This window comes from Undibacterium sp. Di24W, from assembly GCF_049340325.1.
Classification (GTDB): Bacteria; Pseudomonadota; Gammaproteobacteria; order Burkholderiales; family Burkholderiaceae_D; genus Undibacterium.
Map to the genome: position 1 here is coordinate 177237 of NZ_JBMPOP010000001.1, position 15913 is coordinate 193149.

At 44.7% G+C, this 15913-nt stretch carries 18 protein-coding genes; 10 read left to right on the forward strand and 8 right to left on the reverse strand.

Going from position 1 to position 15913, the window contains the following annotated elements; all coding sequences use genetic code 11:
* Nucleotides 1-94: 94 nt before the first annotated feature.
* Complete coding sequence (locus ACO0KZ_RS00750; protein ID WP_422991740.1) at nucleotides 95-670, reverse strand: outer membrane beta-barrel protein; 576 nt, start codon at nucleotides 668-670, stop codon at nucleotides 95-97.
* A gap of 353 nt (nucleotides 671-1023) precedes the next feature.
* Here ACO0KZ_RS00750 and ACO0KZ_RS00755 point away from each other — a divergent pair, with 353 nt between their 5' ends.
* Nucleotides 1024-1485 (forward strand): hypothetical protein, encoded by a 462-nt coding sequence (locus ACO0KZ_RS00755; RefSeq protein ID WP_422991742.1) that lies wholly within the window; start codon nucleotides 1024-1026, stop codon nucleotides 1483-1485.
* Nucleotides 1486-1549: 64 nt separating this feature from the next.
* Here ACO0KZ_RS00755 and ACO0KZ_RS00760 read toward each other — a convergent pair whose 3' ends face one another.
* Together ACO0KZ_RS00760 and ACO0KZ_RS00765 are read right to left on the reverse strand one after the other, a co-directional pair.
* Nucleotides 1550-2020 carry a WbuC family cupin fold metalloprotein gene (locus ACO0KZ_RS00760; protein WP_422991744.1) on the reverse strand — a complete coding sequence of 157 codons (471 nt, stop codon included), beginning with the start codon at nucleotides 2018-2020 and terminating at the stop codon, nucleotides 1550-1552.
* Between the two features lie 69 nt (nucleotides 2021-2089).
* Complete coding sequence (locus ACO0KZ_RS00765; RefSeq protein ID WP_422991746.1) at nucleotides 2090-2452, reverse strand: nucleotide pyrophosphohydrolase; 363 nt, start codon at nucleotides 2450-2452, stop codon at nucleotides 2090-2092.
* A 339-nt stretch (nucleotides 2453-2791) separates the two neighbouring features.
* On the opposite strand from ACO0KZ_RS00765, the gene ACO0KZ_RS00770 reads away from it, so the two are divergent.
* Complete coding sequence (locus ACO0KZ_RS00770) at nucleotides 2792-3796, forward strand: phasin family protein (RefSeq protein WP_422991748.1); 1005 nt, start codon at nucleotides 2792-2794, stop codon at nucleotides 3794-3796.
* A gap of 158 nt (nucleotides 3797-3954) precedes the next feature.
* Here the strand turns inward: ACO0KZ_RS00770 and ACO0KZ_RS00775 are convergent, their stop codons facing one another.
* The 5 genes from ACO0KZ_RS00775 to ACO0KZ_RS00795 form a co-directional block, all read right to left on the reverse strand.
* Nucleotides 3955-6210 carry a molybdopterin cofactor-binding domain-containing protein gene (locus ACO0KZ_RS00775; RefSeq protein WP_422991750.1) on the reverse strand — a complete coding sequence of 752 codons (2256 nt, stop codon included), beginning with the start codon at nucleotides 6208-6210 and terminating at the stop codon, nucleotides 3955-3957.
* Nucleotides 6207-6686: a (2Fe-2S)-binding protein gene (locus tag ACO0KZ_RS00780; protein WP_422991752.1), complete on the reverse strand. Its 480-nt coding sequence runs from the start codon at nucleotides 6684-6686 to the stop codon at nucleotides 6207-6209. The genes ACO0KZ_RS00775 and ACO0KZ_RS00780 overlap by 4 nt, the downstream gene beginning before the upstream one ends.
* Before the next feature lie 143 nt (nucleotides 6687-6829).
* Complete coding sequence (locus ACO0KZ_RS00785) at nucleotides 6830-7513, reverse strand: hypothetical protein (protein ID WP_422991754.1); 684 nt, start codon at nucleotides 7511-7513, stop codon at nucleotides 6830-6832.
* A gap of 87 nt (nucleotides 7514-7600) precedes the next feature.
* Nucleotides 7601-8368, reverse strand: a complete 768-nt coding sequence (locus tag ACO0KZ_RS00790) for a class I SAM-dependent methyltransferase (protein ID WP_422991756.1) — start codon at nucleotides 8366-8368, stop codon at nucleotides 7601-7603.
* Between the two features lie 224 nt (nucleotides 8369-8592).
* On the reverse strand, nucleotides 8593-9441 hold the full coding sequence (locus ACO0KZ_RS00795) for an HDOD domain-containing protein (protein WP_422991758.1): 849 nt from the start codon (nucleotides 9439-9441) through the stop codon (nucleotides 8593-8595).
* 380 nt (nucleotides 9442-9821) lie between these two features.
* Here ACO0KZ_RS00795 and ACO0KZ_RS00800 point away from each other — a divergent pair, with 380 nt between their 5' ends.
* From ACO0KZ_RS00800 to ACO0KZ_RS00835, 8 genes are all read left to right on the forward strand, one after another.
* Nucleotides 9822-10193 carry a hypothetical protein gene (locus ACO0KZ_RS00800; protein WP_422991760.1) on the forward strand — a complete coding sequence of 124 codons (372 nt, stop codon included), beginning with the start codon at nucleotides 9822-9824 and terminating at the stop codon, nucleotides 10191-10193.
* A gap of 33 nt (nucleotides 10194-10226) precedes the next feature.
* Nucleotides 10227-10958, forward strand: coding sequence for a flagellar brake protein (locus tag ACO0KZ_RS00805; protein WP_422991762.1), 732 nt, complete (start codon nucleotides 10227-10229; stop codon nucleotides 10956-10958).
* A 4-nt stretch (nucleotides 10959-10962) separates the two neighbouring features.
* The gene (locus tag ACO0KZ_RS00810) at nucleotides 10963-11598 is read left to right on the forward strand and encodes an alpha-ketoglutarate-dependent dioxygenase AlkB family protein (RefSeq protein WP_422991764.1); all 636 of its coding nucleotides are present in this window, start codon (nucleotides 10963-10965) and stop codon (nucleotides 11596-11598) included.
* A 225-nt stretch (nucleotides 11599-11823) separates the two neighbouring features.
* Nucleotides 11824-12225, forward strand: a complete 402-nt coding sequence (locus ACO0KZ_RS00815; RefSeq protein WP_422991766.1) for a LiaI-LiaF-like domain-containing protein — start codon at nucleotides 11824-11826, stop codon at nucleotides 12223-12225.
* Between the two features lie 76 nt (nucleotides 12226-12301).
* The gene (locus ACO0KZ_RS00820) at nucleotides 12302-12997 is read left to right on the forward strand and encodes a LiaI-LiaF-like domain-containing protein (RefSeq protein ID WP_422991768.1); all 696 of its coding nucleotides are present in this window, start codon (nucleotides 12302-12304) and stop codon (nucleotides 12995-12997) included.
* A gap of 115 nt (nucleotides 12998-13112) precedes the next feature.
* Nucleotides 13113-14177: a sensor histidine kinase gene (locus tag ACO0KZ_RS00825; RefSeq protein WP_422991770.1), complete on the forward strand. Its 1065-nt coding sequence runs from the start codon at nucleotides 13113-13115 to the stop codon at nucleotides 14175-14177.
* A gap of 28 nt (nucleotides 14178-14205) precedes the next feature.
* On the forward strand, nucleotides 14206-14940 hold the full coding sequence (locus ACO0KZ_RS00830) for a LytR/AlgR family response regulator transcription factor (RefSeq protein WP_422991772.1): 735 nt from the start codon (nucleotides 14206-14208) through the stop codon (nucleotides 14938-14940).
* A gap of 65 nt (nucleotides 14941-15005) precedes the next feature.
* Nucleotides 15006-15830, forward strand: coding sequence for a hypothetical protein (locus ACO0KZ_RS00835; RefSeq protein WP_422991774.1), 825 nt, complete (start codon nucleotides 15006-15008; stop codon nucleotides 15828-15830).
* Nucleotides 15831-15913: the final 83 nt, after the last annotated feature.

Here is a 15913-nt window from a genome sequence, read left to right on the forward strand (position 1 = left end):
TAAGACCATAAAAAAAGACACGCAATCTAGCGCACTAGATTGCGTGTCTAACCGGTAAGATCTATTCGAGAAAACCTAGCTCAATAAAGAGCTATCAGAAACTGTATTGCACGCCAACTGAGAAATTGTTCACCGTATCTTTATCATTGCCCAGTTTGACACGACGTGTCTCGATTTCACCACGCAATGCGATCTCTTTAGATACTTTGTAAGTCACACCTAAACCCAACACTGGTTGAGTCGACGTTGTGTCCTGTGAAAAATTTGCTAAGCCTGGAACTACTGAGCTTGCGTCCGCTTTAACCCTTGCCAAACCCAACTTCGCAAATCCACCAAAATCTTCAGTGAAATTATGTTTAGCAACACCAGCGATTTCAAAACCAGTGCCTTTGACTTCCGCTTTAGCGTTGATCTGCCCAACACTAGCTGCCGCGGAAATTTTACCTAAAGAGAAATAACTCGTTTCTACTGCAAAATTCTTATCGATGTTATAGCCACCAAATACTTTGTAGCCAGTAGAGGTAGTATCGCATTTAGTCGTACCTTTACATTCATCGTTCCATTTAGACTGACCCGCAGTCGCGCCCACGTACACTTGCGCTGATGCGCTAGCACCTATCATTAAACCAGCGACCGCTAAAATAGATACCAACAAATTTTTCTTCAACATAATGACCTCAATAAAATAAAATTCTTGAAATTTAAAAACGTCTAAAGAACGCGACGCAGTGGTCAAGTCCAACATGCGTCTTGTGTTCGCACTTCAGCTTTTAATGCTGGTCGGTGCAACATGGAGCGAAGACTATCGGACGAAACGATGTCTAGCAAAAAGCTTCAAGCAGGTAGTTTCAAACACACTGAGTGGTATTACTTGCCAGTACCTTAGAAGAAATTGGTAGTTCAAAACAATTCTTGACACTTTTTTCCAATTGTCTGTGCGTTAGGAAACTACGCAGAATTTCAGCTATGCTTACAACACTACTACACTATATTCCTAGTAAAATACATACAAAGAAGTTCATCTTGTCCATCATTTTTACTACGGGAAATATGAAAATTCACGGCGATTGGGAGATTACAGTCATACGCCAAATTCTCGTGCGCAGCACCGCAGGAATTTTCAATGACGAAGGCACTCTAGCGGTATTTAAGGAAACTCAAGAAAAAGCACCCACACATGCCCCATGGGCTGGGCTGACAAATGCTGAAAACTGGGAAATGTCTGGTGGGAGTAGCTTACAAATGATACGCGGTATGCGTGCGTGGGCTTTTGAAAATAATTGCGCTTGCCTTGCGGTCGTGGTTCCGAATAATTTGAAACAAAAAATTCATCAGCAACAAACCGATTCAATTGCCGATCCACGAGTCGCCTATTTTTTCGAATTAAACGAAGCTTGTAGGTGGCTTAGCGATCAGGGGTTTCCGATTACGAAAGAAGAGTACCCTCATCATACGTTCATAGAGCGTACCCGACCTAGCACTTAAGCCTAATGAATCTTAAGTAGGCATTAACCCGTTGGATAGCTTCACACTTATTGCATTAAATCTGTCAATTGAATTGCTGCTGCATAAAATTCAAATAATCTGCACAAGTGGCATCACCTTCTGCGGGTGCCCAACTTCCTTTTTCTGCATCGCTGATCGCAACATAGGGACCTGCTTTCGCTTCAAAAAATACCGAACCAGTTTGCAATGCCACCATGCTATGAAAAACACCTGCTGGTATTGTGACACCATAGTTTTCAGTACCTGGTGCGAGGCGTATTTTTTGCAAGACGGCACCGCTCGCATCAAAAATCAGCAATCCTATGCAGCCTGCCAATACCACTAAACTTTCTTCTTTTTCTGGCGCAAAGTGGCAATGTGGTTGCACATAAGTACCTGGCTCTAAAGCATTCAACAGACGGTGGCATTGAGCTTCGTTACTTGAGTGAAAATTCAAATTCTTACGTAAGCGCGGACTAACTTTCGCTTGCTCAGACAAGTCCTGTAAAGTGTGCTGGCTAATCAGTTGTATCATTATATGTATCCCTGTTTTTTGCAAGACATCATAGTTAGTCTGATTCTAGTTAACATCCGTTGATAAGTTTTATTTTAATTCAGTATATTTTTTGATGCTGCCACGGGCTTGATCAACAGGATATTTTTGCGCATTCAAGATGATTTTCTCTTGCGCCGCTGCGATCAAATCGACATTTAAACGATCCGCTAACATCACTAGATAATTTAAGACATCCGCCATTTCATGTCTAATTGCTGTTTGTGTTGTCTCATTTAACTCTGTCAGTTCGCCATTTTTCAACCATTGAAATGGCTCTAACAATTCTGCCGCTTCTACCGCCAAAGCACTGGCAAGATTCTTGGGCGTATGAAATTGTTGCCACTCGCGCTCGGCAACAAAGGCGCGCAATTGCTGGCGCAAGTGATGTAAATCTGGATACGGTTCGAGCATAAGGAATACCTAAAGGAGAAAGCAAACTGAATTTTACGTTGGTTTACAATGAGCTGACGCGACCAAACTTGCAAGAAAACAGAATTAACCAGCGCATTTCAAGGATTCCTGATGCATAGCAGCAAAAATAGTCGCCAAATCTCGCTATTTCCTAATTCTCAGCTTACAATTCGCGATGTTGCGATGCCACAAATACGGACAAATCTTTTTCGACTGATTCACGATCCTCGCATCGTATGCCAAATGTTATCAGTTTTAGACCTAGCTCAAATGCCACACTAAAATTTGTTTCATAATTGTTTGATACTTATTTCGTTCTTATTGATGATGGAGGAAACCATGATTTTTGTAGCAAATCAGTTGTTTAGCACTCGTCCACAGACTATTGAGCAGCAATTCGCAGCTTTCAGTGGACTTAGTCAATCCATCAGCGAAGAATTTGACCGTAGCGCTGAATTGCAAGCGCAGACCGTACAACTGGCCTGCGAAAGCTGGGGACAGTTCTACAGCACACTGTGGCAAGTCAAAGACCCACAAGAATTTTTTATGTTGTTCTCGGCGCAACTACATGCCAGTGCAGAACAGACTCAACATTACTGGCACGCCGCACACAGTTTGACTCGTCAAATTCAGGAAAAAATGTTTGCCTTAGAACAGACTTTATCGCCTATGATAACGGAGAGCATGATCGATATTACGCCTTTGCCGAATTCAACGGAGAAGAACATAACTCCGAGGCTAGTGACTATACTTCAAACTAAATCGGCAACTAAGCTAGCAACTAAGGCTGAAACTAAGGCTGAAACTAAGCCTACAACCGAAATAGCAAAAAAAGCAGCGACAGCAACTTTAGTTCGTGCAAGAACGGTACCCGTAAAACGCAGTGTCAAACAAGATGCAGAGGCCAATATTACAACAGACGTAGCAAGCAAAACTAAAGCTAAGACTAGTGTAAAGCCAAAAGCAAATTCTTTACAATCGGCGGCAGTGATAGCGTCAAATGAACCAGCAACACCAGCACCGATAGAAAAGCTTAAGCGCGTCAGAACGCCAACCAAGCTAACTCAAGCTGTGGAAGTAGACACAAAAACTGAAGCGGATACAATGATTCCGACAAAACCACCAAGCAAGGTCAGACAAGTGAAAAAAACAGAAACCACCGAAGCAGCGGCAACAACTGTAGAAGCCTCAAGCAAAGATGACAGCACCTCAAAAAAATCGGCGGTAGTCGGTTTGCCAACAAAACTAGCAGCTAAACCTGGCTTCCCTGGTGTCGCAGGGCAACCTGGTTACAAGGCGAAAAGCAGCAAAGCTACCGGCGCTAAAAAACGCGTTCGTCAATAAAGTCGGTAAGCTGCTTTTTAGAAAAGCAAGAAAAAGACCCGCCAAATTCAGTAAGAATTTGGCGGGTCTTTTCATTAACACTTGCTTAGCAATTTACTTAAGCCGCTATTTTTAGCGGCTACTTTAGGTTGATTTGAATACGCGAGTTCAGAACACCATCATGACCAACGTAAATCATTACGTGACAAAGGTAATTGCCGCACACGCTTACCTGTAGCCGCAAAAATCGCATTACAAACAGCAGGTGCTAAAGGCGGAAATGCAGGCTCACCCAAACCTGTGACCGGATAATCACTCTTTAAGAAATGCACATCAATCTTGGTCGGTGAATCTGGCATGCGTAACAAACCGTATTCATTGAAATTGCCCTGTACCACGCGACCACGTTGGATATCTAATTCAGGGAACATTAAAGTACTGATGCCGTCAATCACGGAACCCTGTACCTGATTTTCAGCACCGCTCAAATTAACAATTTGTGACCCAATGTCTGTTACAACTACCACACGGCCCACCTTTAACTGACCATCTTTTGATACCGTGACTTCGGCCACTTCAGCGATATATCCGCGATGGCTAAAATGGAAAGCAATACCCTGCCCCTGACCGCGCGGAAACTTTCGTTTGCCCCAACCAGACTTCTCAGCGACTTCTTTCAATACCTTACGCATACGCGCGACGTTATACGGCTGTCCACGCTCGCCAGTGCCTGGCATCATGTCCTTATCACCCAAAATTTCCAATCGAAACTCTAAAGGATCACGGTTTGCTGCATGGGCCAGCTCATCGATAAAGCTATGAAAGACCCAGGCAAACACATTGCTGCCAGGCGCGCGCCACGGCCCCATAGGAATACCGCATTCCATAGGGGTTTGTTCTAACAAACAATTCTCGACCCAACGACCAGGAAACTCCTCGCCCGACAAACTTGCGCCACTGCCCGGTTGTAGTATGCTTTTACCATCTCGCATCACACGATTAGCAAAGGTGACGAAATGATTGTGCCAGGCAGTCAGCTTGCCCTTAGCATCAACACCACCGCGCAAGAAATGAAAGCCACCAGCACGATAGTGATCATGGCGCATATCATCTTCACGGGACCAGGTCAGCTTGACTGGCGCTTTAACTTTCATCGCGATTGCGGCAGCTTCGATTACATAATCCGCACTCAAGCGACGACCAAAACCACCGCCACTGCGTGTCATATGCAAAGTAATTTTCTCTTTTGGTATTTTCAGAATATTGGTGACGATCGCCTGCCCTGCTGCCGGATTTTGCGTAGGCACCCATAATTCCAAACTACCGTCTTCTGGCTTGTACCAAGCCGTACAATTTTGGGGCTCTATACTAGCGTGAGAAATAAACGGGTAGCTGTAATGCGCCTCAACGGTCTTGGCGGCTTTCGCCAGAGCGGCATTGACATCGCCATCTTTACGCAGTCCGACGGCGCCAGTCTGTTTGGATAAGGCCTGTGCTTTCGCGGAAAAATCATCCCAACTCTCGTTGACGACCTGACCTTCATCCCACACCACTTTTAACTGTTTACGTGCACTGAAACTAGCCCAAGTCGATTCGGCGATGATCGCAACACCTGGCATTAATCCATTCAGATTATCTGTACCTTCGATGATAAACGCATCGCGTACGCCCGGCAGTGCCTTAATCGCCTCCAAATTGGCACTAATGACTTTGCCGCCGAAAGCGGGAGATTTTTCGTACACGGCATACAGCATTCCCGGCACTTTGACATCGATACCAAACAAAGGTTTACCCGTCATCAATGCCGCATTATCAACGCCACCGATGCGACTACCGATTAATTTGTATTGCGCCGGGTCTTTTAATTTGACCGTCTTTACATCCGGCACCGGCAGGCTGGCGGCTTTTGCCACCAAGCTAGCGTAGCTTAATTGACGCTTGCTGGCTTTGTGAATGACCTTACTCTTTTCAGCATAACATTCAGCGGCAGCAACATTCCAAGTCTGTGCAGCAGCTTCAACTAACATCGTGCGCGCTAATGCACCTAATTTTAAAAATTCATCGTAATTAAGTGGCGTCGACAAAGAACCGCCAGCGAATTGTCCGCCGTACGCGGGATTCAAATCACCTTGTACGATCTTCACATCTTTCCAATTTACTTCCAATTCTTCCGCGATCACCATAGGCAATGAGGTCTTAATTCCTTGACCGATTTCTGGCTGCTTAGAAATTAAAGTGACCGTACCATCACTGCTGATTTTAATTAATGCGCTTGGATTGAAAACCGCGCCTTCAGTGGGCTTAGTTACCTGTTGCTCGGCATTCGCCAGATCACTCCAGAAACTTCCCAAGACCAGTGCGCTACCGCCTGCAGTAGTGTGTTGCAAAAAATCGCGACGCGATGGTTTTTCTAATGACAAATCAGTCGTTTTCATTTTTTACCTTTCTGAGCACGGGCGATTTCAGCAGCGCGGTGTATGCCTGCACGAATGCGCATGTAAGTTGCGCAACGACACAAATTCCCCCCCATCGCAGCATCAATATCAGCATCGCTAGGATTTGGATTATCTTTTAATAAGGCCGCTGCACTCATCACCTGACCAGCCTGACAGTAGCCACATTGCGGCACATCGAGTTCTTGCCAAGCCTGTTGTAAAGGATGTGCGGCTTTAGGATCGATGCCTTCTATGGTCGTGACTTTTTGACGACCGACACTCGATACCGGCGTCATACATGAACGGGTAGGGACACCGTTAATCTGTACCATGCAGGCACCGCACTGACCGACACCGCAACCATATTTGGTGCCGACCAAATCTAATGAATCACGCAGTGCCCATAATAGAGGCGTATCAGGCACCAAATCGACGGACTTGGTCTGGCCATTCACGTTCAGGGAATATTTACTCATTTTCACACCTTTTTCTTAGTCTTCATTGTGGTCCGCTTTTACTAGAACTTTTACTAGAACTTTTACTAGAACTTTTACTAAATTTTTTTCTTCAACTGTGCTGAAATCAAGGCCTATACCAGAGCCTTATAGCATCTTGTCGACTATCGGCAACTTCCGGCAGCCAGGTCTTTTTCAAATTCACGTTTTTGCTGATTTAACTGCTGCAAGGTCTGTACATCTGCTCCTGCCCGTATCGTGTTGCTCACGATCTCTAATTGCATTTTGATGTTTTGGCAGGGCAGTTTACGCTTAGGCGCTGGTGCTTCTGGTTCCGCCGGAGTGACGCGACTCGCTTCCGCTTTTTCCGCATTATTGATACGTTTCTCCAAAGCCTTCGCAGCACTTAGAAGTTCCGCGTCTGTCATAGATTCAGGGCCACGTTGAACAGTTCGTGACTCCATACAACGTTTTTCAATCGAAGCACGAATTTGCGGTGTGTCACCACGTGTCGCATAGACTTCGTCAACTAAACGCTGCTGCGCCAAACTATCTGCCTTTGCCAATACATCTTCTTTCGCCGCACCGCCTTGCCGCATCCAAATGATTTTCTTGGCATCTTCACTACGTTTTGCACAGACACTGTCGACGGCGTTCTTGGTTTCCGCTTCGGTTGGTGTTGCTCTTTGGGCTCCTATCACCTTACCCGTCTGACCATTAGCGCAAGGTTTATCTTGATAATTACTGCCGCAACGATACATGGTTTGTGCATGTGCCAAACCTTGCCAGGATATGCATACTAACGAAAGCAAAAACGCGCTATTGAACAAAACAGAGTTTAACTTCATTGTGTTTGATCTTTACAAAATAAATAAAGCCCAATGAATCACTAAATTCATTGGGCTTTATGACTAGAATCAAAACTTAGCCATGTCTCAAGGCTTGATAAATTTCAAGGTCATGCGATCACTCTCACCGATCGCCAAGTACTTTTCTTTATCTTTGTCTTTGTTCGCCAAAACGGGAGGCAATGCCCATACACCGTTTTCGTGATCTGCTTTGTCTTTTGGATTCGCATTGACTTCCGAACTACCGACCAACTTAAAGCCTACGCTCTCAGCCAGTTGTACTACAAACGCCTCATGCACATAGCCAGAGCTGGCTTTTTCATCCTGCTTCATCGTAGTAGGTAAGCGATGCTCAACCACCCCAAAAACACCACCTGGTTTGAGTGCGTCAAATGCGCTTTGAAATACTAGTTTCGCCGCGGCAGGGTTTATACCTATCCAATTATGGACGTTACGGAAAGTCAGCACCATATCGACGGAATTTTTCGGCGCGTAATCGATTTTTTTTGCCGGATCAAACTCACCAATCGCCACTTTGTCATACATCGCTGGCGTTGCCGTCATCTTTTCTTTTAAATTCTTGCCAGCACCGGCCAATATTAATTTGCCTTGATTACGTAAATACGGTCCCAAAATCTCCGTATACCAACCACCACCTGGTGCCAACTCAACCACCGTCATCGTTGGTTTGATACCAAATACCGTTAAGGTTGCATAAGGGTGACGGGCGCCATCACGCAAGACATTGGCGGGCGTGCGTTGAGTACTGGAAATAGCCGCTTTTAAAGCATCATCAGCCACAGCTGTTTGGGTAATACCAGAGGCGATCATCAACGCCAATAAGAGTTTTTTCATACGTGCTCCAATCAAGGGAAAGGCAATACTAAAGAAGTCATGACCGATGCGCACCGAGCAATAGGATCGTGTCGCAACAAACTAGACTATCACTAAGAACCTACAAATCGAACTAAGTTCAGCTCAATTAACAATAACCTTAGAAAATCCATGGTTTTTTCATGGTGTGTTCAACGGCTTTTACCATCTTGCTAGCAACGCTCTATCGACTGTCACCAGGAGATTCAAGCAACGACCCTCAAAATCTGTGCGATCTCTTGACGAGTTTCGCTCATCAAAATTTCAGTTTCACTCTTGTCCAATCCCAAATTTTTCAATGACACTGGAAATTCATCCAAGTCTTCTAAGGACTGCTTCACAAAGCTCACATCTAAGAAATCTGCAGCGGCAACCACATCAGTCAAAGTTGGGCGGCTATGCTCAGGTAAATCACTGCGCTTCCTGTCCATCACTGCAGCACGAATATCATCTGAGACCTCCCAGCTTTCCAAGATCGCTGCACCAATATCGGTATGCCATTGGTCCACTAAATCCCATAATGCTTCTTCAGAGCTAAACAATCCTTGGTACTGGCAAGCACGGCTCAAAATATAAAATTTACCTATATCATGCAACAAACCCGCCACCATCGCTTTATCAGCACTTAGTTTAGTTCTATTTTTTGCGATCACAAAAGACAAAGCAGCGACTCGCATGCTGCGGGTCCATAATCCTTCCATTTGCTCCGACTTTACTGTATTTTCCTTCTGGTCTTTCAGCTGTTTCATCCCGACTGAGATGGCAACATTACGCACCACACCAAAGCCCATCAAGCTCACCGCCAATTTCAATTCTTCAATTTTCTTCGAGCTACGATTAAACATCGGTGTGTTGGATAACATCAATACTTGCGCCGACAAAACCGGCTCGGTACTAATGATTCTGGCCACCTGATCAATTGGCATATCAGGATCGTCCAACACTTGACGAATTTTCATCGTCGCTTTTAAGGAGGTTGGGAATACCAAGTTGCGGGAAGATAATTCTGCACTTAGCCCCTTAATAAATTCAAACTCGGATTCTCTCTGATTCATTTGGAGTAATTAAAAAAAATAATTCAATAATGATTCAATTAACGACGACATCTGCTATGGCAAAGCTTGTGATTGTTTTGATTATTCCTATAATCAGATTTTTCAATTAGCACAAATGACGCCAATTAGCCTTCTTTAAAATTTTTAATCAAGTAGCCAATAGCGTCTCATTTCAATCATTTCCTATAGTAAAACAAATGAAGCGCCCAGTGTCACTATCCAAGAAGAATCTCTATCTTCGTCCAGATATTTGAGTCAATTCCAAAATTTAGCCACATGACTAATGAAAAATTAAATAAATTGACAAGTTCTAATTGGGGTAAAAGAAACTTTCTGGTAACCTAACTCAAAAGCTTAATAGCATGTAAGGGGGGGATGGTATGTTTACCGAAGACGATTTTGTAGCAGTCAGCAAGTTTTTAAAGCTTGGCGTGAAGATTTCCTTAAAAAACCCCATGGGACAATATCCTGTATTTGCTACTAGCTTCCCCAACCCCAAGGGCGGTATGGTGAAAATTGAAACAAATAATTTGTACGACGTTGAACGTAAGTTAAGAGTCTTACTTGCCAGTGATGTTCCAGTCAAAACCAAACTCACCCCGTTTACCTATTTGGGCACCAATTTTGAAGGCGTGCTTTACTGCACCAAAGGTACCAATGACTATGTTGTACAAGAAACCAAAAACCTATTTGGATCACCTTCCAATGCGATTATTCGCTCAGCTGAACATTTTATACAATTGCTGCAATAAGCAGTATTTAACTATTCCAATTGAAAGTAGCACATGTCCGCCTCGTTGAGTAACGAAGAAATCGAGGATAAATATTTCCTATCCAGCCAGGTCGAAATCTTAAGCGTCCTGAATGAACTCGCCCACAGACGTGAGCCAATCTCGGTCTACTTCAATGCCGGACAGCATTTTATTTTGACTGTTCTTTTGTCCGCCAGACCAGACGGCTTGGTGTTCGATTTGGGCGGCGATGAAAAAGCTAATCGTTTACTAGCTAAAGCACAGCAATGTGTATTTATGGGCTTTCCCGATGGCGTGAAAATACAGTTTACTGGGCTTAATCCTGAACGCTTTATGTGGGGTGATCAGGAAGCGTTTTGGGTGCCAATTCCAGAGCGAATTGTGCGCCTGCAGCGGCGCGATACTTACCGAATCCTATTACCTATCGTAAATACACCACACGCGAAACTGTATGATAATGAAGCGAGACTTCTGGGCGAATGGCGTATACATGATCTCAGCGTCGCTGGGTTTAGCATTTATACCGTAGGTGAACCACCATTCAAAGCGGGAGTTATTCTTCCACAGGTGACAATTAATATCGCAGCCAAATCTCCCTTGTTTTGCCCGGCAGTCGTCAGACATATTACCGTGATCGAACGCACGCGGCTCGGCAAATATCAAGTTGGTTTTAATTTCGTCGATCTGCCACATATGATGGACATCGCAATTCAAAAAACGATATTGAACATCGAATACGAACGACACAAACTGCAAGGCAAGTGAGCGCATGCAACAAAGTTCTTTGTTCCCTCCCGCAGAACAGGGCGAAATCATCACCCTTCATGATGCTGATCTGCATTACTTCCCAAACTTCTATTCTGCGGTTGAAGCTGATTATTTATTTGAACTTCTACGTGTAGAGACACCATGGCGACAAGATAGCATACGCATTGCGGGAGTACAGCGACTACAACCACGACTCAGCGCTTGGTATGGTGATACTGATGCTGAATATACCTATTCTGGATTGCATTTAGTGCCTTTGACCTGGAGTTTCCCGCTAATCGATATTAAAGCAAAACTTGAGGATAGCTGTGCGACGCAGTTTAACAGCGTTCTATTAAACTATTACCGCGATCAACAAGACAGTATGGGCTGGCATAGCGATGATGAAGTAGAGCTAGGCCCCGCACCTATCATCGCATCTCTGACTCTAGGTGCCAGTCGAGAATTTGCCTTTAAACATAAAACCCGTAAGGAATTGCGCTACAAAATCAAGCTCGGCCATGGCAGTTTGCTAGTCATGCAAGGTAACACTCAAAAGTACTGGTTACACGCGATCGCGAAAGAAAAAGAGCCCGTTGGAGCACGTATCAATCTGACTTTCAGACGCATTTTTAAGGAAAGATCAGACGCCAAGTAAATCAGCGTCCACTCAAATTCCGTCCTGCCTTTCTCCTTCGATTCCATCTTATTTATCCCACTTTCGTCATTTACCGACCCCTTACCGTCGTTCGCCGAATAAGGCATGACTTCCTTGATCGACTGTTTTATCTTAACGATGTGGCGCAAACAATACGACGCCGATAGATTAAAGAATCAACTAAGCACTCAACAGTAAATAGAGATAAAGACGAAAGGAAATATCATGTCAGAGCAAACCTCAACACAAAATATAAGCGCCACAGCAAACACGTCAGGACAATCTGCAGCATCAAAGCGTAAACATAAAGATAGTATTCACATGGGCATCATGCTGGTTGCGATAGGTTTTTTCTTTTTGTTAGATCGCATGGATTATCTTGATGCACGTGATTATTTCAAATACTGGCCTGCCCTCATCGCTTTCTCAGGCGTGATCTGCGTAGTGCGCGCCGAGCGTATGTCAGAAGTCCTCGACGGTTTTTTTCAAATTGGCATAGGCGCTTGGTTATATGCGGTGACGCAGCATTTGTATGGACTGACGTTCTCGAATAGTTGGCCTTTGTTTGTCATAGCAGCAGGCCTGAACATGGTGTTCAAATATTTCGTCGACAAACCAAACAACTAAGTAAAGCTAAATAACTACCTAGCTATGTAGCCCGATTTCACACTATCTATACCCAATTTAAGAAAAGAGCAAAATCATGAGAAACGCTAATCCGCAGCAAAGACTAATACTCGGTGCCATCATCATTATCATAGGTGCCCTTGCCCTGGTCGACAATCTACGCTTATTTGACACCCGCGATATTTTGCAATTTTGGCCGACTGTCTTTATCGCAGTTGGTTTGCTGAAGTTATCACAAGCAAATTCACGCTCTGGCTATTTAATTGGCGGCGGTCTGGTGACGGCCGGTACCATCATCACCCTGAACCGTCTCGGTATCATTAATTTTCATATGCGTGACTGGTGGCCTTTGTTATTGATCGGAGCTGGCTTATTGGTGATTTTCAAAGATAAATCTTCCAAACTATTAGATCTGGTCAAGCCAAGCACTACGCCGATCACATCAGATTCACAAGTGGATATTGTTGCGATCATGAGTGGCAACCAAGGCAATGTAGCATCGAACGATTTTCGTGGTGGCTCCATCACTGCGATCATGGGAGGTGTTGAGTTGGACCTGAGAAATGCGACGATACAAACAGAAGCTGTATTAAACGTCACAGCATTTTGGGGTGGTATTGCTTTAAAAATTCCAAGTGACTGGACAGTAGTAAATAATGGGATGGCATTCTTAGGTGGCATTGAAGACTCAAGCGTCCCGTCCATGACCGCAGGAAAACGCTTAGTGATTACCGGTATGGCGGTGATGGGCGGCGTCGAAATCAAGAACTAATTTCTATTTCCATTTTTTAGAAAAACCTATATTGTTCTAGAGTGCGCGTTGTCATGATAAATCTATGACAACGCGCATACTTGTATGTGCGACAAAAACGACCAACGCGAGTGTTATGAATCCCTTCTTGTCAAATTTCCGGGCTATTTCGCTAACCTATGCCATCTGGTTAATGACAGGCTGCTTGCTTGCCGCCTTGCTCGTGTTGACGAATACAAGCTTATGGATGAATGCCCTACTTTTCTCGATACCAACTATGTTAGCGTTCGGCGTGTTAAGTACCTCGGCTTACTATATCAGTCGCTCCTTACCGATGAAAAAGCGCCGTTTCTTGCAAGTTTTTGGGATCTTCGGTGGAGCTGCATTTCTGTATGGTGCGATCTGGCTATGGCTCTGCTATTTGTGGAATAAAGCGACTCAGTTACTTGAAGAAAGCTGGGCTGGCATTCACTTTAATCAGCAAATGCCTATTCTATTATTCATCATTGGCACGCTGCTTTTTTTATTGTCGATTTTGGTTTATGACGTACTGATCGCCTTAGAGAATATCCGATTAGCGGAGCGCCGTGGAGCCGCCTCAGAAGTACTCGCACGCGATGCAGAACTTCAAGTCTTGCGTACACAAATTAACCCTCACTTTCTGTTCAATAGCCTTAACTCCATCAGCGCGTTAACGACCTTAGACGCCGCTGGCGCTCGTAGTATGACAATAGAACTGGCACAGTTTTTTAGGCAAACCTTAGCACTGTCTGAAAAACAGAAAATCACGCTGGCTGAAGAAGTCGCTCTATGCAATCATTTTTTATCAATCGAGAAAATTCGCTTTGGTAAGAAACTGCAGGTTGACATGCGGATAGATCCAGATTCAACGCTATGCTTACTGCCACCCATGCTATTGCAACCTTTGCTGGAAAATGCCATCAAGCATGGCATTCGTGATCTGGTGGATGGTGGGACGATACTCGTCACCACTAAGGTGCGGGAACCTTGGCTCTACATCGCCATTGAAAATCCTATCGATGAACAAAGCACGAACCTGGCTCAAGGTACAGGCACAGGCTTAAAAAACCTGCAGGCGCGCATGCTGAGCCTTTACGCAGAAAAATCACGTGTTGAATGGCGCACAGACAATTCGATGTTCCGTATCGAAATTACCCTGCCGCTAGAAAAAGTGAATTGATCCATCGTTATTCAATCAAAGAAAAATCATGACTACGACAACCCTACGCGCCCTCATCATCGACGACGAAGATTTAGCTCGTCGTCTGACCAAAGAATATCTACGCAGCCACACCGATATAGAAATTATAGGTGAATGCGAAAATGGTTTAGAAGCGGTCGATTCCATCAGTACGCAGCAGCCCGATCTAATTTTTCTTGATATTCAAATGCCAAAACTGAATGGTTTTGAAGTCTTAGAAGCCACTGGCCGTAAAGAAGGAGTCATTTTCACGACGGCCTATGATCAATATGCCTTACGCGCCTTTGACCAACATGCCATCGACTATTTATTAAAACCCTATTCACAACAACGTTTCGATGAGGCGCTCCAAAAGGCACGTAAGTTACTGGGTCAAAACAGTCATGCAGTACAAGAACTGCTCACACAAACCAATGCCAAGCCAGAACGCCTTATCGTCAGAGATCGGGGTCAAACCCACATTATTCCTATTGAGAAAATCGACTACATCGAAGCCCAGGATGATTATGTACAAATCCACTTTGATGGCAAATCCTTACTCAAAACACAAAGCCTTTCAGATTTAGAAAAACAACTCAGTCCCGAATATTTTGTACGTATCCATCGCTCGACCATCATCCGTCTTCAAGCGCTCAAATGCTTGGAACGTGCAAACAAAGATAGCTATCAAGCAGTGATGCATATCGGCGTTAAACTTCCGATTAGTCGTTCTGGCTATGACCGCATCAAAGGAATGCTGTAAAGTGCTGCTCTTCAAGTTTTAGACTCTGACCAGAGTCGACATCGGTTTCATCCTACACGAGCATCATGACTATCATCATCAATCAACAACTCCGCGATTACATTGACCCACTCACCACGCATGAATACCTGGCATTAGAGCGCAGCCTGCTTAAAGAAGGCTGTCGAGATGCTTTAGTGCTATGGGGAGAAACTTTAATCGATGGGCATAATCGATACAGCATTTGCCAAAAGCATGACATCCCATTTCAAACTAAGCAAAACGATCAATTTCAGAGCATAGAAGACGTAATGCTGTGGATGATAGACAATCATCTCGCGCGCCGTAGCGTCTCCAGCTTCCAACGAGGCGTACTTGCTTTGCGCAAGAAAGAGATCATCACGACCCGTCGAAAAGACAAAACTAGCAAAGAAAAAGCGGAAGAAGCAGAGCAAGCAGCACGCGAACCGGATCCAGTTTCAGTCGAAACCCGTGACGAAATCGCCAAAGTAGCAGGCTTAAGCAAACCCGCTGTGGCACAGATAGAAAAAATCCGCAAAGCAGCGACGCCCGAACTGGTAGAAGCAGTGCGAGCTGGAACGATCTCTATCAATACAGCCGCCACTATCGCTTCACTCCCTAGCGAGCAACAAGTAGCCGCTGTCGCCGGCGGAAAAAAAGAATTACAGCAAGCGGCACGCCAATTACGCCAAGTTCGCACACCGAGAATCAGCGTTGAGAACGGCAGCAATCAGACCGATTCTAGTCACAATGATTTAAGCGCTGATGAAAGTCAGCATAGTCCAGCGCCCGCCCTAACCGAATTGGAACGCCTGCGCGCAGAAAATCATGCTTTAAAAGCACAAATTGCAGAATTAACAGCACAACTCGCCGCAGCCCGCCCTGAATAAGCCGCTGGAGGCAGAATAGCGGACTCGCAGCTATTTGAGAGGCCACCAAAGTTACTCGTCAAATTCGGCAAAAATCAACAAAA